Consider the following 17,990-nt stretch of genomic DNA (forward strand, 5'->3'; position numbering starts at 1 on the left):
ACGAAGGAGGAACCCGCAATGAAGACCGATGTAACTTCGCCGCGTGAGCAGGCTGCGGATGGATACGAAATATCGTCAGGAGAAGCGGCCGGGACGCTGTGGACAGAAGCAGCGATGCAGGCGACCAGTGCATTATTTGACCCGCTGGATAGTGAAGAGCTGGCGCTGGAGGAAAGACTGACTCCCCGGGCGATCGGAACGTTATACGGCGTAGGTGTCGGCCCCGGTGACCCTGAGCTGATCACGCTTAAGGCTTGCCGCCTGCTGCGGGAATGTCCGGTGATTGCCTACCCGGCTACCAAGAAAGGGGGCAAATCCTATGCCTATGAAATCATCGAGCTGCACGTAGACCCGCAGGACAAAATCATGCTCGGACTGGTCTTTCCGATGACGAAGGACCCGGAGCTGCTGGCTGGCGGCTGGACCCGCACGGTAGAGCTGTGCTGGGCAGAGCTGAGACAGGGGCGGGATGTGGCTTTTGTGACCGAAGGCGATCCTAATCTCTTCAGTACTTTCATACATCTGTCCCGGCTGATGCAGGAGCTGCATCCCGGTGTGCCGGTCGTCTCAGTTCCGGGAATTTCCTCCGTGCTGGGCGCAGCGGCGGCGCTGGAGCAGCCCCTGGCTGACGGCAATCAGCGGGTGGGGATCATCCCGGCAACGGACGACAGGGAGGCGCTTCGGGAAGCGCTGCTGCATCATGATACGGTGGTGTTCCTGAAGGTGGCTAAGGTGCTGGATCTGGTGCTGGATGTGCTGGAGGAGCTGGGCTTGTCCGGCCGTGCCTCGGTGGTGACCAAGGTAACCTCCCCCTATGAGACCGTCTGGCGCGATGCGCGAGACCTGCGGGGCAAGGAAGTGGAGTACCTCAGTCTGATGGTGGTGAGCAAATGACGGAGCAGAGGTTAGAGTCGAAGGTATATATCGTCGGAGCCGGACCGGGCGACCCGGAGCTGATTACGGTAAAAGGCAGCCGGATTCTGCGCTCGGCAGATCTGGTGCTGTATGCAGATTCGCTGGTCAGCGAGGAGCTGATCCGCAGCGCCAAGCCCGGTGCGCAGGTGCTTCAGAGCTCGGGCATGGATCTGGAGCAGCAGGTGGAGCTGATGACGCTTGCCGTGCAGTCTGGTAAAAGCGTAGCCCGCGTCCACACCGGCGACCCCGCCATGTACGGCGCAATTCTGGAGCAGATGTCGCTGCTGAAGCTCTGCGGCGTCACTTGCGAGATTGTGCCGGGCGTCAGCTCGGTTTTTGCCGCTGCGGCGGCGGTTGGCGCAGAGCTGACCGTGCCGGAGCTGACGCAGACGGTCATTCTGACCCGTGCGGAAGGGCGCACGCCTGTCCCGGAACGCGAGCAGCTGCGCAAGCTGGCGGAGCATCACTGCACGGTCGCGCTGTTTCTAAGTGCATCACTGGCCGGTCATGTGAGCAGTGAATTCCTGGCCGCAGGCTGGAGCCCGGAGACCCCGGTGGCGGTTGTGAAGCGGGCTACTTGGCCGGATCAGCAGATTTTGCGTACAACGGTTGAGAAGCTGGAGGGGGACCTGCGTGATGCCGGCATCACTATGCATGCCATGATCCTGGCCGGCTGGGCGCTGGACCCCGGGCTGACGGACCGCGATCAGCACCGCTCCAAGCTGTACGACAAGACTTTTACCCACGGCTGCCGGGAAGGAATTGGCTCCGGTGAGTAAGCGGTACGCGGCTGTTGCCATTACGCGCAGCGGGATAGAGCTGGCAGTGAAGCTTGGTGCGCAGCTTGGCGAGACTGAGGTCTTTGTCTATGCCAAGTATAGCGGCGGGCTGGAGACGCGGAGCGGAGAGATCACTGTTTTTGACGGACCAGTCAGAGGGTTACTTCCTAAGCTCTTCGGGAGCTATGAGGCGGTCATTCTGTTCTTCTCGCTGGGGGCGGCTGTCCGGCTGAGCGCTCCGCTGCTGCGGGATAAAAGAACCGATCCTGCCGTCATCGTCATCGATGAGCGCGGGGAGCATGTCATCAGCATGCTCTCCGGCCATCTCGGCGGAGCGAACAGGCTGACACTGGAGATTGCGGGGCTGCTGGGCAGTCATCCGGTGATCACCACAGCTTCGGATGTACAGGGCACCTTCGCTGTTGACCTGCTGGGCCGGGAGTACGGCTGGCACGCGGACAGCTTCACCCCCATGAAGGGGGTTAGTGCTGCGCTCGTTAACGGGGAGCCGGTGGCTTTCGTACAGGAGAGCGGGGAACGTGACTGGCTGCCGCCGGGTGCTGAGGTGCCGGAGCATGTCTCTATGTTCGCAAGCAGGGCTGAGCTTCGGCATAGCGGACGCAGCTTCAGTGCCGCGATTGTGGTAAGTGACCGGTTGGCAGAGGAACCGGGGGAGGACGCACCGGCAGATACTGCTCTGGCCGAATACACTGTAGTGTATCGTCCGCGCAGTCTGGTGCTCGGACTCGGCTGCAACCGCGGGACGTCTGCGGAAGAGCTGGAGGCCGTGGTCCTGCACACTCTGAATGAGCTTCATTTGTCGCTCCAAAGTGTGCGGAATGTGGCGACGGCCGGGATCAAGGGGGATGAAGCCGGGCTGCTGGCCTTGTGCGCCAAATACAGCTGGGAGCTGGTTCTGTACACCCCGGAGCAGCTAAATACAGTTGAACTGGAGCATCCGTCTGAGGTAGTATTCAGGGCAACGGGGGCTTACGGTGTCTGTGAACCTGCTGCGCTGCTGTCTTCAGGTGCGCATTCGCTCCTGCTGCCTAAGCACAAGAGCGGCAATGTGACCATCGCCGTAGCCCGAATCGTCTATCCCGGAGAGAAGGAGGGAAGCAGCAGTGAATGAGCCGAGGAAAGCAGCAGGATATGAGCAAGAGCCTGGATCAGCCCCCTGGGAGCCGCAGGCGCGACCCCGCCTGGTCATCGCAGGCACAGGCAGCGGCTCGGGCAAAACAACGGTCACGCTGGGGCTGATGCGCGCTTTTGCCCGGCGGGGCCTCAACGTCCAGGGCTTCAAATGCGGCCCTGACTACATCGATCCCGCCTATCACACTGCGGTCACAGGCCGTCCCTCACGAAATCTGGACTCCTGGATGACTTCAAGCGATTATCTGCGGGAGTATTTTCTGCATGCTTCGGCAGAGGCCGACTTGTCCGTCATTGAGGGTGTCATGGGGCTGTATGACGGCAAGGAGGATACGGCACTGACCGGATCAACGGCGGAAATCGCCATCCTGACCGCCAGCCCTGTACTCCTGGTGGTCGATGTCCGCAGCATGGGCCGCAGTGCGGCGGCGATTGTGCTGGGCTTCCGGCAACTGGAGCCGCAGGTGCGGATTGCCGCCGTTCTGGTGAACCGCTGCGGCAGCGAGGGTCACTACCGGTTAGTTAAGGCGGCCATTGAAGCAGCCTGCGGGATTCCCGTGATCGGCTGGCTCCCCCGCGACAGCGGGCTGGACATCCCGGAGCGGCATCTGGGCCTGCTGCCCGCTGTGGAACGCGGGGAGCTTGCGCCCTTGTTCGACCGTGCCGCCGACATGCTGGAGCAAGGCACGGATCTGGAGCGGCTGCTGGAGCTTGCTGCGGCTGCTCCGGCTGCTCCGGCTCTGAGGGCGCACCCTGTGGCGGCGGAGCAAGAAGCTTTGCCTGCCTGCGTGCAGACGCCGGACCAGCAAGTCCGCCCACTTACATATGAGGCTGACCAGTGTAAATCTGCTGTGCAGATCATACATAAGACACAGGCAGGCCCGGCGGAGCCAAGTCCGGTCATTGCCGTAGCCCGGGACGCGGCGTTCAACTTCTACTACGCCGATAATTTGGAGCTGCTCGCACGTGAAGGTGCTAAGCTGGTGTACTTCAGCCCGCTTAGCGGTGAAGGTATTCCGCCGGAAGCCGACGGCATCTATATCGGCGGCGGCTTCCCGGAAGAATTCGCGGCGGGGATTGCCGCGAACCAGCTGTTCCTCGGCGGACTGAGGTCTGCCGCAGCCGCCGGAATGCCGCTGTATGCGGAGTGCGGCGGCTACATGGTGCTAGCCCGTAGTCTGACTGACCGCAACGGCACGGTGCATGAGATGGCCGGAATCGTTCCGGCCCACACCGTGATGCAGGAACGCCGGGCAGCGCTCGGCTATCGTGAAGTTACGGCACTTCACGATTGTCTGCTGTTGAAGCAGGGCGAACGCCTGCGCGGCCATGAATTCCATTACTCCGTCATGAGCTATCCTGACAGGGAAGCCCGGACCTATGCCTATGAGAGTAAGGGCAGAGGGGGGAGCCAGCCGGAAGGCTACATCAGCGGCAGCATTATGGCTGCTTATGCGCATATTCACTTGGCCTCCCATCTCCCGGCAGCAGCCAGGCTTGTGGCAGCATGCCGGACCTATCGTGGCCGCAAACAAGCTGTGCAGCAGTATGATTCCGATTCCTGCAACCAACAGGTGGAATAACGTATCTTAATTTATGGATTTACATGGGATGTCCGGCAACAAGCGGAGAAACAGCATCTGTTCATATCACCTTTGGCTATTGTAGCTAAAATGGACGAAATGAAGTGTTGTTTTTCCAACTACTGTTCCAGCATAGGCCATTCGTTCATTAGCAAGTGTAGAAAATCCAACTATACCCCGTTCCCGTTCAATCCACCCAAAGACTCATCAGCAAATCACTTCTGGCTACTATATGTCAACCGCTTGTCATACGTTTAAGAGCCACGTATAATAGGACAAGAGAACGCTTTAATCACCGCGCCGGGCCGGTTAACCAGGCATTTTTGTATTAGAAGAGTCTATCGCATTCAGATGAAACTATCATATTGGCTGAAGCCGGCTTTAAGAGAATCTATCGTGGTAAACAAAGTTTATAGAAGCAACAGCATATGGATGCATCAGGAGAAGGGGGAACGCTGCAGTGAAATTGTTGGGAGCGATTGAAGCAGGGGGAACGAAGTTTGTATGCGGTATCGGGAATGAGGACGGGACGATTATCGACCGGGTGAGCTTTCCGACTGCCACTCCTCAGGAGACTATGAGCCAGGTAATGGATTATTTCAGCGGAAAAGCTGTGGAGGCTATCGGCATCGGTTCATTCGGACCGATTGATCCCGTTATCGGCAGCCCCACCTATGGATATATTACAACCACACCGAAGCCGCACTGGGGCGGCTATAATCTGGTGGGAGCCGTGGAGGAGCAATTCCAGGTTCCGATCGGCTTCGATACAGATGTGAACGGCGCAGCGCTGGGCGAATACACCTGGGGGGCAGCGCAAGGTCTGGATAGCTGCCTCTATATCACGGTGGGCACCGGAATCGGTGCCGGTGCCGTGGTAGGCGGGAAGCTCGTTCACGGGCTGTCCCACCCGGAGATGGGCCATATTCTGGTCCGTCGTCATCCTGAGGACCACTACGAAGGCTTCTGCCCTTATCACGGCGATTGCCTAGAGGGTCTGGCAGCAGGTCCGGCCATCGGCAACCGCTGGGGGAAGCCGGCGGGCGAATTGCCTGCGGATCATCCGGCCTGGGCGATGGAGGCCCACTATCTGGCTCATGCTCTTATGAACTATGTGCTGATTCTCTCGCCGCAGAAGATCGTAATGGGCGGCGGTGTGATGAAGCAGAGCCAGCTCTTCCCGCTGATTCATGCCAAGCTGCAGGAGCTGCTCGGCGGATATGTGCAGCATCCGGCGCTCAATGAAGAGATCGGCAGCTATATTGTGCCTCCGCAGCTTGGAGATAACGCCGGTCTGTCGGGCGCACTGGGTCTGGCCAAGCTGGCTTTGGACCGCAAATAGGATCTCCTGACAAAAAGGCATTGACTGTTACGTAATATATGGTATTCTAGGTTTTAACAGTATAGCATTTAAGAGGAAGCACCTCTTTCACGAATTTCGTGGGAGAGGTGCTTTTTTGCGTTCAAATATGTCATGCGTACTGTAAGACGACGAAAGTAGGGATTCATATGCAGATCGTATTTATGAACCGTTTGTGCAGAAGATCAGGAGTGGACGGGGAGGTTTTTGCCCAGCTGTGGATTGGAGAGGAAGAGGGGCAGTGGCGTCTGGGCTGGCGTGACTTCTCCGGCGAGCAGGAGACGGGCGATAGCCTGTGGTATGAAGGCGGATCATGGAATGAGATGCTGTGCGTATACCGGCACGAGCTTGCCGTGAAGATGGGGGAGGGCTACCGCCCGCTGATTGACGGGGTATTCCATGAGGAGGATAATCTCAGCAGCCGCAGCCAGGAGCAGCTTAGGCTACAGTATTACAGTGAGCAGTACGGGAATGAAGACATCTTCGAGGAGCTCTGCACCTGGCGTAGGGGCAAGGCCTCCAGCGAACGGAAGGCGCCTTATATCCTGGCCAGCAACCGTCTGCTGCGCATGATCAGCGCATTTCTTCCCCGCACGGAGGAAGAGCTGCGGCAGCTTCCAGGTGTAGGTGAAGGCAAAGCCTCACAGCATGGCGCAGACTGGCTCAGTATCACTGCGGCGGCCGAGCGTGAGCATGATTTTCCGCTAAGCTGGGTGAATCATGCCATAGACGAAGAGAGCTTCGTATCCTGGCATTATAAGCAGAAGGAGCTTAAGTACAAGAAGGAGCTGGAGCGGCTGAGATTGCGGCGTGTTCTGTTGCAGGGGATCGAAGAGGGGCAAGGGATGGAGCAGCTCAGAGTGCTTAGCGGAGTGTCCCGCCGTGAAGTGCTTGAAGTGGTAGAGGAACTGGAGAAGGACGGATACTCGGCCGAGAAGCTTATTGCCCTGGAGCTGAGCGGAGTGAGCCCCGAAGAACAGAACAATATTTGGACAGCCTATGAACTGATCGGCGACAACTTCCTGAAGCCTGTCCTTTACAAAGCTTACGGCGAACCTTTCGTTCCTGCCGACGGACTCGATCTGTATTACGAACGCCTGCGGCTGATCCGCATCCGTTTCCGGCGGGAGCATCCGGCCGCGTTAGGGGTATCACTCCTCAATAATGATTGAGACTGACGGCCTGCATCGGCCCCAATCTGCAGTCCTGATGACCCGCATTCCTGGGCAGCGCAGACGCATTACATACGGGGGACATACCAAAAAGACGAAGGCTCGCCGGGTCCCGGAATAACCGGGTATACGGTGCCTTCGTCCTTCGTATTCGTCCGCTCTGCTTCATAGCCACTCCTTCTTACGGAAGATAATGAGCATTCCGCAGCCTAGCGTCACCATGACGGCAATAACGCCATAGTAGCCGTACTCGGTGTGGATCTCCGGGATATTGTCAAAGTTCATGCCGTAGATCCCGGTAATCACGGTCAGCGGCATGAATATGGTGGTAATTGCCGTAAACACACGCATGATTTCATTGGCGCGGTTCGCAATACTGGACTGATAAGCTTCGCGTAAGTTGCCCATGAGATCGCGGTACGTTTCGAAGGTTTCAGAGATCTTGACTGCATTCTCATAGATATCACTGAAATACTTCTGCAGCTGATCGTCGATCAGGCGAAGATCCTTTTTGTTGAGCGTGTTGATAACTTCCTTCTGCGGGCCGAGCATCTTCTTCAGCCAGAGAATCTCACTGCGCAGACCAATGATTTCGCTCAGATGCGATTTCTTGGTATGCATGAGGATGTCTTCCTCCAGCTTCTCGATCCGCGCTTCAATCCGGTCACCGACCGAGAAGAAGTTGTCGACAACGAGGTCGATCAGCAGATACAGGAAGCGGTCAGGCGTACTGACCTCCTGCTCCCACAGTACGGGCTTCAGGACACGCAGCTCATGGATCTTCTGCTTCGTAACGGTAATAATATAATGTCTGCCAAGGAATACGTTGAGCGCACGGAGGAAAATTTCCTCATCATCGAACCGGATGCTGTTCACCACGATGAAATAATGACTCTCATAAATCTCCAGCTTCGGACGCTGATCCTCTTCGCTTAGACAGTCTTCCACAGCCAGATCATGCAGGCCGTATATAGGCTGAAGCTCTACAAGGTCCTCCACATCGGCATCAATCCAGTAGAACCCCTCAGCAGGGGCGGTTAAAGTTTCTTCAATGTTGTCAACAGGCGTAAAAACCCCTGCATTTACCAGCCGGATTTTCATCTGATTCACTCCTTATGTCCCTGGTCTTCTCCAGGGGTATGCTAATTTCAGCACACGGAAAAAATCAGCTTGGCCGGTGGTACAATCATGGATGAAGGCCAAAAGACGGTCCGAGAGCATGAAGAAAAAGGGCTCCCGCCGCCGGCAAGCTGATGTTAATCCTGTGTGGTTGTTCATTCTGCACGCATATTCGCGAGCCCGGGTCGCCTTCCATTGTTCTCTCACCTCTTCTTTTCGCCGTTTATTTTGGTTGAAACACTTGTCTAGTATAACGCCGGGATATGGGTCTTACAAGAGAAATTGTTTTCTGTCATAAGGCCCCTTCAGCATTGTATGGACTTGACGAAAAGGAGGTTCATGATTTAAAGTGAAATTTAAGAAAAAGCATCTTTCGGATGCTTAAGGTTATTCAACTGAATACAGCTAAATCTTATCAAGAGCAGGTGGAGGGACTAGCCCGATGAAACCCGGCAACCGGCGTGTGAGCGCACGGTGCTAATTCTTGCGGAAGCTTTGCAGGGCGTTATTCGTCCGGCGGAAGTTCTCTGGCAGATGAGAGGGGCGCATATGACTGCATGATATGACCTTTCTCGCCCGGGAAAGGTCTTTTTTCGCTACCCTGCCTCAGGTTGAACCACCAAGTGGAACCCCATTTCAGTTAAGGAGTGAACAGCAATGCCTATCAAAATTCCCGACAGCCTGCCGGCCAAAGAAGTGTTATCCGGTGAGAATATTTTTGTAATGGATGAAAGCCAGGCCTTCCATCAGGATATCCGTCCCCTGCGGATCGCCATCCTGAATCTGATGCCTACCAAAGAAACTACTGAGACCCAGCTGCTGCGCCTTATCGGGAATTCCCCGCTTCAGGTGGATGTTGTTCTGCTGCATCCCAGCTCCCATACATCGAAGAATACTTCGGCTGAGCATTTGAAGAGCTTTTACGTAACCTTTGATGAGATCAGTCACCGCCGGTTCGACGGCTTGATCGTAACGGGCGCTCCCGTAGAACAACTGGAATTCGAGGATGTCAACTACTGGGAAGAGCTGAAAGTGATTTTTGAGTGGAGCAAGCAAAATGTTACCTCGACCATGCACATCTGTTGGGCGGCGCAGGCAGGGCTGTATCATCACTTCGGCGTGCGCAAGGTGAGTCTGCCGGACAAATGCTTCGGAGTGTTTCCGCATACGATGAGCCATAATAATGTCAAGCTGCTGCGCGGCTTCGATGAAGTGTTCCATGTTCCGCATTCCCGCCATACCGATGTCTCCCGTGAAGATATTGAGCGGAACCCGGAGCTGCAGATTCTGGCAGAATCCGAGGAAGCCGGGGTGTACCTGGTGGCTACGCATGACGGGAAGCAGATTTTTGTTACCGGACATTCGGAGTACGATCCCTTCTCGCTGAAATGGGAGTATGACCGGGATATCGCAAAAGGGCTGGAGGTTGCCTTGCCGAAGCACTATTATCCCAAGGATGATCCGACGCGTACTCCGCCGGCAGTCTGGCGCGCCCATGCGAACTTATTATTCGCTAATTGGCTCAATTACTATGTATACCAGGAGACTCCTTACGATATCGGGGCATTTATCTAAGAGGTTAACTTATTCTTAATAGAAGTAATTAATCAGGAGGCAATGGAGATGGATGAGAAACTGAGAATTGAGAGCAGACTGGCACAGATTGGTTCGATGGAGGACCCCGCCACCGGGGCCATTAATTACCCGATTTATCATGCGACGGCTTTCCGTCACCCTAGACTTGGGCAGAGCACAGGCTTTGACTACATCCGCACCAAAAATCCTACCCGCTCTGTACTCGAAGAAGCGGCAGCAGCCCTGGAATCCGGGGATGCCGGCTTCGCCTGCGCTTCCGGTATGGCTGCACTGACTACGGTGTTCACCTTGTTTGGACAAGGGGACCATCTCATCGTGTCGCTCGACCTGTACGGCGGAACCTATCGGCTGCTGGAACGGATTCTCTCCAAATACGGCATCAGTGCCTCCTATGTAGATACGAACGATCTGGATGGACTGGAAGCGGCCCGCCAGCCGGGGACAAAAGCCGTATTCATTGAGACGCCGACCAATCCGCTGATGATGATTACGGATGTCGAAGCCGTATGTACCTGGGCCCGCCGTCACGGGCTGCTCACGATTGTAGATAATACGCTGCTGACTCCGTTCTTCCAGCGCCCGCTGGAGCTTGGAGCAGATATCGTGGTTCACAGTGCGACTAAGTATCTGGGCGGGCATAACGATGTGCTGGCTGGGCTGATTGTGACCAAGGGCGCAGAATTGTCGGCTGAAATGGCCGTCCTGCATAACTCGCTGGGAGCGGTTCTGGCACCGAATGACAGCTACCAGCTGATGAAGGGCATGAAGACCCTCGCCCTGCGCATGGAGCGGCATGAGAGCAACGCATTGTCCATCGCCCGTTATCTGCAGGAGCATCCGGCGATTGCCGAGGTCTTCCACCCGGGCCTGCCGGACCATCCGGGCTATGCTATTCAGAACCGCCAGTCCTCCGGCAACACCGGGATCTTCTCCTTCAAGGTAAAAGAGGCCGGCTATGTGGAGCCGCTGCTCCGCCATATCAAGCTAATCGCCTTCGCCGAGAGTCTGGGCGGCGTTGAATCGCTGATGACCTATCCGGCGATACAGACTCATGCCGATATTCCGGCTGAAATCCGCGATGCTGTAGGCGTGGATGACCGGCTGCTGCGCTTCTCAGTCGGCATAGAGCATGTAGATGATCTGATTGCTGATCTGGGGCAGGCTCTGGAGGCTGCCCGGAGCGAGCTGGAATAAGACGATGCGCCCCGGACCTGGCCCGGCCTGCGGGATTCGCAGAACGTACAAGCAGCAGTGCCTTCGGGTGCTGCTGTTTAATTTTGCCTGGGACAAGGTCAATTACCGGTCCTGCGCAGCGAAACATTTTTCAAGAACAGCCGATTGTGATACGATGGGAGAACGGACTATTTTTATTTCAAATTGTATTTATCTCATAGACTTCATAGATGAAGAGGAGGCCGTCAACAGTGAGTGCAGTCGATCTTATACTGGATAAGGCACTGAAGGGTGAACGTCTTCAGTTGGAAGATACGGTCACATTGTTCGAGAGCAATGAAATTGAGAAAATGGGTGCTGCCGCAGATGTTATTATGAAGCGCTGGCACCCGGAGCCAGTGACAACATTTGTCATCGGCCGCAACATTAACTACACCAATGTATGTGATGTATACTGCCGCTTCTGCGCCTTTTACCGCAGACCCGGTTCGGAGGAAGGCTATGTGCTTCCTGATGAGACAATCTATCAGAAGATTGCGGAGACCATGAGCGTCAACGGAACCGAAATTCTGATGCAGGGCGGCACGAATCCGAATCTGCCGTTCAGCTACTATACGGATATTCTGCGCGGCATCAAGCAGCGCTTCCCGGAGATTACAATGCATTCCTTCTCACCTGCGGAAATTATGAAAATGGTTGAGGTCTCTGGCCTGCCGCTGGAACAGGTCATGCGTGAGATTCATGCCGCAGGCCTTGATTCCCTGCCCGGCGGCGGTGCTGAGATTCTCGATGACCGTACCCGCCGCAAGATCAGCCGCCTCAAGGGCTCCTGGCGCGAGTGGATGGACGTCATGCAGACCGCACACCGGATCGGCATGAATACAACAGCCACGATGGTGATCGGTCTGGGCGAGAGTATGGAAGAACGGGCGCTGCATCTGCTGCGTGTCCGTGAAGCCCAGGACGAATGCATTGCGAACAAATATGATTCCGAAGGCTTCCTGGCGTTCATCTCCTGGACCTTCCAGCCGGATAATACGAATCTGAAGCTGGACCGCCAGACCCCGGAGGAGTACCTCAAGACCGTAGCCATCAGCCGCCTGGTACTGGACAATATCAAGAACTTCCAGTCCTCCTGGGTTACGATGGGTCCTGAAGTAGGCAAGCTCTCCCTGCAATACGGCTGCAATGACTTTGGCAGCACGATGATCGAGGAGAACGTAGTCTCCTCGGCAGGCGCGACCTACAAGGTCAACATCGAATCGATCACGCAGCTCATCCGCGAAGCTGGCAAGATCCCAGCGCAGCGCAACACGCGTTATGATATTCTGCGCACGTTCGAGGATGCGAATGCGAAGATTGACAATGATTTTATAATGCAGAATTAGAATGAAATAAAGAAAACAAAAATAACGGAGTTAAACTACAAATTGTAGTTTTTACTCCGTTATTTTTGTTGCTCAACTGCAATGCTTGTTCCATTTTTATAAATAGGATAATAAATCGGCTAGCTTTTTGATGTTTAGATATTTTGTGCTTGCTTGAGAATTCGGTCTTGATAGGACTAATACTGCTTGGATACCCAGTGCTGCTGCACCCTCTAAGTTCTGTTCATAATCATCGATAAATACTGTTTCAGTTGCCGGCAAATGCATCGCATCAAGTGCATGGCTGAACATGCCGGGATTAGGTTTGCTTTCTCCAAGTTCAAAACTAAGTGTCATATTATCAAAATAATTATACATACCGGCATTTTTAAGAACTCTTTTGACCGACGGGTCGGTATCTGAAATAACTCCAATCCTATACTTTGCGCTCAGGACTTCAATGGTTTGATTTGTATGATCTAAAAAAACATAATTAGCATCATTGTACACTCTATCATATGCAATGATTTCAGCGTGTTCGTTAGTAAGGTGAATTTCAGGTAACCATTCAGCCAGTGTTTTATAATAATTTGTATACCTTTCAAGCTCCTCATCTTCAGTTTTGTAAACTTCATTTTTGAGGTGCTCATTTGCTTTTGAAATTGCCGTATTCAATTGTTCTTGTGGTATTGACCCTAGAATTTGTGGATTTATGTATTCCAACGCTTTTAATGTTATCCTCCAATCACCTGATGCAGGGCGGAAAATCGTCCAGCCAAGGTCGAGAAATATACCACGTACAGGTTTTTGTATAGTCATTTCAACTCCCCCTATAAATCCTATGATATTGTAAAAATCTATTTATAAAAGAGTAAGTAATCTGTTTTTATTTCCTATTTAACTTGTTCAACAGGCGGAGACCAATTGAATAGGCTTTTTTACGCTTTGTTCACTTAATTCTTCACTTAATTGTAAAATGATATCGTTATTTTTTACAAAAAACGATGAATTAATGTGAGATTTTACACAACAATTTATAAGAGTTAATGCATTTTGATAGATTCATAGGTAGGGCTATGATACAATTTTTCGGACAGTGGTAGAATAATATAGCAATCACAGGGAGGAAATTAGATTTATGGGAGAGAGAAGATGGAACAAGCCGATAGCTTCTTTATTGGCTACCACAGTTCTGGCAGCACAGATGCTGGGCGGAGTATTCAATGTTCCTGTGCTGGAGGCAGGAAAGGCTGAGGCTTCTCCGGTGATAACAAATCCGGGAACCATTAATTTACGCTTGATGAGCACCACTGATGTTCATACGAACGTATATGGATGGGACTATTTCAAGGGTGCCGCCTCCGCGACTGTAGGTCTGGACCGTACTTCAACCTTAGTAAAGACTGCGCGCAGTGAAGCAGAGGGGAAATACAACCTTTTGCTGGATAACGGCGATTTAATTCAAGGAACACCGCTGGGAACGTATATGGCCCAAGTGTCTGATTTCAGGGAAAGCGAAGACCAGATTCATCCGATAATCGCAGCTATGAACCTCATGGGTTATGATGCAGCAACCTTCGGCAATCATGAATTCAATTATGGATTGGATTATCTGGACCGGACCGTTAAAGGCAATGTGAGCAGTGTAACTTATAAAGAGTCTACGGGTGCGAAATTCCCTTATATCAATGCAAATATTTATAATGTATCCGATGGTGAAAATACATTCACTCCTTATAAAATCATCGATAAAGAAGTGAAGGACAGCAAGAACAACACCGTTACAATTAAAGTCGGCCTCCTGGGTCTGGTTACTCCGCAGATTATGGAGTGGGACAAGGTAAACCTGGAGGGCAGGGTAACTGCTAAGGATATTGTGGAAACGGCGAAGAAGTTTGTTCCAGAAATGAAGGGTAAAGGTGTCGATGTTATCGTCGCCATGACGCATTCGGGGTTCGATGCGGCTGCCTCTGGTGAAAATGCAGAGAATGTCATTAACCTGCTGAGCAAGGTTGAGGGCATTGATGCCATTACCTTCTCGCATACCCACAAGGTATTCCCGACGAACGGGGATGACAGCAAGCTGGATGCTTCCTTCAAAGATCCGTCCACCAATAAACCTTATGATAATGATGTAGCCAAGGTAGATAATGCCAACGGACACATTAATGGAACTCCGGCAGTTCAAGCTGGCTATGGCGGGGGTTACCTGGGTCTTATTGATCTGAAAATCGCCCAGAATAGCAGCGGCAAGTGGACAGTAGACAAAACAGCCTCCAAGGCTTCTACGCGCTCTATTGCTGGCGCAGCCGTTGACACCGCTATTGAAGATCTTGCAGGAACGGCACATCAAGCTACGATTGATTACGTGAATCAGCCGCTTGGTGTAACATCTGCGCCGATGAACAGCTATTTTGCTATGGTGCAGGATGATCCGACAGTCCAGATCGTAACCTATGCCCAGCAGCAGTATGTATCTAATTTGATTCATACGAACGAAAATCTGGCCGGTTATAGAAACCTGCCGATCCTGAGCGTCGGTGCACCGTTCAAGGCTGGACGCAACGGCCCTGATGAGTATACAGATATTAAGAAAGGCGACCTTACGATTGCCAGTGCAAGCGATCTATATCTGTACGACAACACGCTGAAGGCGATTGTAGTTAAAGGTTCGACCGTCAAAGAATGGGTAGAGATGAGTGCAGGAGCGTTTAACCGCATCAAGCCATCCATCTCCACGCCTCAACCGCTTTTGAATTCAGCATTTGCTGTGTACAATTTCGATGTGATTGACGGTATTCAATATACCCTTGATGTCACCCGCAATGCGAAGTACAAACCGGATGGCAGCATAAACGATGAGTCCTCCAGCCGGGTCACTTCCATCACTTATGGCGACAAGCCACTAGATCCGGAACAGAAATTCGTGGTTGTTACCAACAACTACCGTGCAAGCGGCGGGGGGAACTTCCCGGGCGTCAAAGGCGCTAACATGATTATTGATTCTCAGATGGAGAACCGCCAGGTATTGATGGATTACATCAAGGAAGCGGGAACAGTCGATCCTACCGCAGACAACAACTGGTCGATTGCACCTATTGAAGGCAATGTTACTGTAACATTCCCGTCTTCACCTAGAGCAGCAGCGGTCGCTCCTGCAAATATTACAACCACGGATACTAAAGATGTAAGAGGTTTTGAGATCTACAACCTTGACCTGAAAAAATCCGCTCCAACCCCAACGGGAGATGTTGAAGTCCATCTGCTGGGCATTAATGACTTCCACGGCCAACTGGACACTACCTCGGTGGTGAACGGGGAAGCAGTAGGCACAGCGGCAACACTTGCTGCATATTTGAAGGAAGCCCGTGCCAAATATGAGAATTCACTGCTGTTCCACAACGGCGACTCTGTGGGTGCATCCGCTCCGGTATCTTCACTGGAACGCGACAAGCCTACGATGGAATGGATGAATCTCATGAAGTTCGACGTCGGCACCCTGGGGAACCATGAGTTTGACCAAGGTGTTGAGGCTATGAAGGCTCAAATCTATGGCGGTAAGGACCCTAAGAACGAGAAAGTTGTTCATAGTGGCGCAGATTTCGATTATATCAATGCTAATGCAGTAGACAGCACTACTGGTAAACCTATTATCACCCCTTATGTAGTAAAAGAAGTTGGCGGCGTGAAGATCGGCTTCATCGGAGTTGTGACCAAAGCAACGCCAAGCAAAGTATCGCCAGCCGGTACAGCCGGTGTGAAATTCCTGAGTGCCGAGGAAGAGGTCGCGGCGATTGAGAAATATGCGGCCGAGCTGAAGAGCAAGGGCGTCAATACGATCATCGTGCTGGCCCATGATCCGGCTACTACCAAGGTTGATCCAGTCACCAAAAAGAATGTATCCACCGGTGAAGCTGTGGATCTGGCCAATGCGCTGCCGGCGGATTCCCCGGTTGATGTTATCGTAGCCGGAGACAATCATGGCTATGCCAATGATACGGTTAACGGTAAGCTGATCGTTCAGGCTTACTCTTACGGAACGGCTTTTGAAGACATCAAGCTGGTGATTGACGGAGTTACGGGTACAGTGAAGAGTAAAACGGCTACTGTAACGAACACAGTTCAGAGTAAAATCGCACCGGATGCTGAAACTAAGGCATTGGTAGACCACTATTTGAATCTTCACCCTGAGCTGACTCAGCCTGTAGGAACTACTGACGGTACAGTAACCCGTACAGATGCTTACACTAAGGAATCAGCGCTGGGTAACCTGATTGCAGATGCGATGCGCAGCGCTGATTTCAAAGACGGTTCTACTCTTCCTGCTGACTTCGCCTTCATGAACCCGGGCGGTATCCGTGCGGATCTTCCGAAGGGCAATGTAGCATTCGGGGATCTGGCGAAGATTCAGCCATTCGGCAACACGCTGGTGAAGCTGACGCTGACCGGACAGCAGATCAAGACTCTGCTGCAGCAGCAATGGGCAGTTAAAGCTGACGGCACCGCAGACACGAAGACCCTGCAAATCTCAGGTCTGAAATATACAGCGAACATGTACCTGCCGGTTGCAGAACGTGTGGCTAACCTGACGAAGACAGACGGAACACCTATTGAAATGTCGAAGAGCTACACGGCTGTAGTCAATAACTTCATGGCTGCGGGCGGCGACAATTATAAGGTATTGACTGAGGCAAGCTCCTCGCTGGCCGGACCGATCGACCTGGATGTATTCTATGATTATATCGTCAACACTTTCAAAGGCGGTGCCATCACCGCTGCCATTGAAGGCCGGATCACCAATGTGGAGAAAGACCCTGGAACGGTTACTCCGAGCCCTAGTCCTAGCTCTAATCCGAACCCGAACCCAGGTAACCCTGGACCGGTTACAACTGCAACACCTAAGCCAACGGCTTCGCCTTCGGCCACTCCAAGTCCGGCTCCTTCGGCAACACCAGCCGCAACGGCAGCTCCAACGCCAAGCCCGGCTGTACCTGTTGTAGCCTTCAAGGATCTGGGTAAGGTATCCTGGGCCGCAGATGCCATTAATGCATTGGCAGCCAAAGGCATTATCAAAGGGATGGACGGCACGAACTTTGCGCCAATGAAGAGTGTAACCCGCGCAGAATTCGTAACCATGCTGGTTCGTTCACTCGAACTGAGCAATTCAGCTTCATCTGCGAAATTCAGCGACGTGAAGCAGGGAGTCTGGTACTCCGATACGATTGCTGCGGCGGTGAATGCAGGTCTTGTAAAAGGCTCCGGCAATGGTAAATTCGAGCCGGGCCGTGAGATTACCCGTGAGGAAATGGCGATTATGATCGCGAATGCCCTTAAGGGTCAGCTGCAGCCGGTTGACGCTGCAACGTTGAACAAATTCACGGATAAGGCCAAGATTGCCCCTTACGCCCAGCAGGCAGTGGCACAGCTGACTCAGATTGGTATCGTTAACGGTGTGGATGCCAAGCAGTTCGCACCGAAGAGTATGGCTAACCGTGCCCAGGCTGCGGTGATCATCTTCCGTATGCTGGAGAACAAAGCTTCATAAAGTCAGAGAGAAGGCCCGAGCTGAAATAGCTCGGGCCTTTTTCTGCCCTGAGGCCGGGCAGCCGTTTTGCGCTTGACGGAAGATAAGCTGAGATTTATAATTGCCTTAATTCATGTTATCAGCGTTGACGAAGATATGAACCGCTTGCTTTGGACCGTTTCAGAGAGAGGAAGCCTCAGGCTGCAACTTCCTCCGGTACCGGCTGTTGGTTTACCCCTTTGTAGCTGCG

12 protein-coding genes and 1 riboswitch are annotated in these 17,990 nt (G+C 53.1%); of the genes, 10 read left to right on the plus strand and 2 right to left on the minus strand.

Features of this window, described 5'->3' with window-relative positions:
* The first annotated feature begins 18 nt into the window (after window positions 1-18).
* The 6 genes from cobI to NST04_RS31815 all read left to right on the plus strand — a co-directional run bounded on the left by cobI (window position 19) and on the right by NST04_RS31815 (window position 6,961).
* Window positions 19-894 carry a precorrin-2 C(20)-methyltransferase gene (gene cobI, locus NST04_RS31790; protein WP_341187788.1) on the plus strand — a complete coding sequence of 292 codons (876 nt, stop codon included), beginning with the start codon at window positions 19-21 and terminating at the stop codon, window positions 892-894.
* Window positions 891-1,694, plus strand: a complete 804-nt coding sequence (gene cobM / locus NST04_RS31795) for a precorrin-4 C(11)-methyltransferase (protein WP_341187789.1) — start codon at window positions 891-893, stop codon at window positions 1,692-1,694. Before cobI ends, cobM begins: the two co-directional genes overlap by 4 nt.
* The gene (locus tag NST04_RS31800) at window positions 1,687-2,826 is read left to right on the plus strand and encodes a cobalt-precorrin 5A hydrolase (protein ID WP_341187790.1); all 1,140 of its coding nucleotides are present in this window, start codon (window positions 1,687-1,689) and stop codon (window positions 2,824-2,826) included. The genes cobM and NST04_RS31800 overlap by 8 nt, the downstream gene beginning before the upstream one ends.
* 70 nt (window positions 2,827-2,896) lie before the next feature.
* Window positions 2,897-4,429, plus strand: coding sequence for a cobyrinate a,c-diamide synthase (locus NST04_RS31805; RefSeq protein ID WP_341188119.1), 1,533 nt, complete (start codon window positions 2,897-2,899; stop codon window positions 4,427-4,429).
* A gap of 460 nt (window positions 4,430-4,889) precedes the next feature.
* The gene (locus NST04_RS31810) at window positions 4,890-5,771 is read left to right on the plus strand and encodes an ROK family protein (protein ID WP_341187791.1); all 882 of its coding nucleotides are present in this window, start codon (window positions 4,890-4,892) and stop codon (window positions 5,769-5,771) included.
* Window positions 5,772-5,938: 167 nt separating this feature from the next.
* On the plus strand, window positions 5,939-6,961 hold the full coding sequence (locus tag NST04_RS31815) for an HRDC domain-containing protein (protein WP_341187792.1): 1,023 nt from the start codon (window positions 5,939-5,941) through the stop codon (window positions 6,959-6,961).
* A 165-nt stretch (window positions 6,962-7,126) separates the two neighbouring features.
* Here NST04_RS31815 and corA read toward each other — a convergent pair whose 3' ends face one another.
* A complete protein-coding gene (gene corA, locus NST04_RS31820) occupies window positions 7,127-8,062 on the minus strand; it encodes a magnesium/cobalt transporter CorA (protein ID WP_076158913.1) in 936 nt (311 codons plus the stop codon).
* 427 nt (window positions 8,063-8,489) lie between these two features.
* A riboswitch (SAM riboswitch) is annotated at window positions 8,490-8,621 on the plus strand.
* Window positions 8,622-8,737: 116 nt separating this feature from the next.
* Between corA and metA the strand changes: the two genes are divergently transcribed.
* The 3 genes from metA (at window position 8,738) to mqnC (ending at window position 12,237) form a co-directional block, all read left to right on the plus strand.
* The gene (gene metA, locus NST04_RS31825) at window positions 8,738-9,655 is read left to right on the plus strand and encodes a homoserine O-acetyltransferase MetA (RefSeq protein ID WP_341187793.1); all 918 of its coding nucleotides are present in this window, start codon (window positions 8,738-8,740) and stop codon (window positions 9,653-9,655) included.
* Window positions 9,656-9,703: 48 nt separating this feature from the next.
* Window positions 9,704-10,870, plus strand: coding sequence for an aminotransferase class I/II-fold pyridoxal phosphate-dependent enzyme (locus NST04_RS31830; protein WP_341187794.1), 1,167 nt, complete (start codon window positions 9,704-9,706; stop codon window positions 10,868-10,870).
* A 230-nt stretch (window positions 10,871-11,100) separates the two neighbouring features.
* Window positions 11,101-12,237 (plus strand): cyclic dehypoxanthinyl futalosine synthase, encoded by a 1,137-nt coding sequence (gene mqnC, locus NST04_RS31835; RefSeq protein WP_341187795.1) that lies wholly within the window; start codon window positions 11,101-11,103, stop codon window positions 12,235-12,237.
* A gap of 96 nt (window positions 12,238-12,333) precedes the next feature.
* On the opposite strand, the gene NST04_RS31840 is transcribed toward mqnC, so the two are convergent.
* The gene (locus tag NST04_RS31840) at window positions 12,334-13,035 is read right to left on the minus strand and encodes an HAD family hydrolase (RefSeq protein ID WP_341187796.1); all 702 of its coding nucleotides are present in this window, start codon (window positions 13,033-13,035) and stop codon (window positions 12,334-12,336) included.
* Between the two features lie 319 nt (window positions 13,036-13,354).
* On the opposite strand from NST04_RS31840, the gene NST04_RS31845 reads away from it, so the two are divergent.
* Window positions 13,355-17,761, plus strand: a complete 4,407-nt coding sequence (locus tag NST04_RS31845; protein WP_341187797.1) for a bifunctional 2',3'-cyclic-nucleotide 2'-phosphodiesterase/3'-nucleotidase — start codon at window positions 13,355-13,357, stop codon at window positions 17,759-17,761.
* Window positions 17,762-17,990 lie beyond the last annotated feature (229 nt).

It is taken from the genome of Paenibacillus sp. FSL H7-0756, from assembly GCF_038006765.1.
In the GTDB taxonomy this organism is placed as follows: Bacteria; Bacillota; Bacilli; order Paenibacillales; family Paenibacillaceae; genus Paenibacillus_AQ.

Excerpts from the sequence above, each read along its gene's own strand:
- cobI (WP_341187788.1), top strand. The coding sequence starts at position 19 with ATGAAGACCGATGTAACTTCGCCGCGTGAGCAGGCTGCGGATGGATAC.
- cobM (WP_341187789.1), top strand. The coding sequence starts at position 891 with ATGACGGAGCAGAGGTTAGAGTCGAAGGTATATATCGTCGGAGCCGGA.
- NST04_RS31815 (WP_341187792.1), top strand. The coding sequence starts at position 5,939 with ATGCAGATCGTATTTATGAACCGTTTGTGCAGAAGATCAGGAGTGGAC.
- corA (WP_076158913.1), bottom strand. The coding sequence starts at position 8,062 with ATGAAAATCCGGCTGGTAAATGCAGGGGTTTTTACGCCTGTTGACAAC.
- metA (WP_341187793.1), top strand. The coding sequence starts at position 8,738 with ATGCCTATCAAAATTCCCGACAGCCTGCCGGCCAAAGAAGTGTTATCC.
- NST04_RS31830 (WP_341187794.1), top strand. The coding sequence starts at position 9,704 with ATGGATGAGAAACTGAGAATTGAGAGCAGACTGGCACAGATTGGTTCG.
- NST04_RS31840 (WP_341187796.1), bottom strand. The coding sequence starts at position 13,035 with ATGACTATACAAAAACCTGTACGTGGTATATTTCTCGACCTTGGCTGG.
- NST04_RS31845 (WP_341187797.1), top strand. The coding sequence starts at position 13,355 with ATGGGAGAGAGAAGATGGAACAAGCCGATAGCTTCTTTATTGGCTACC.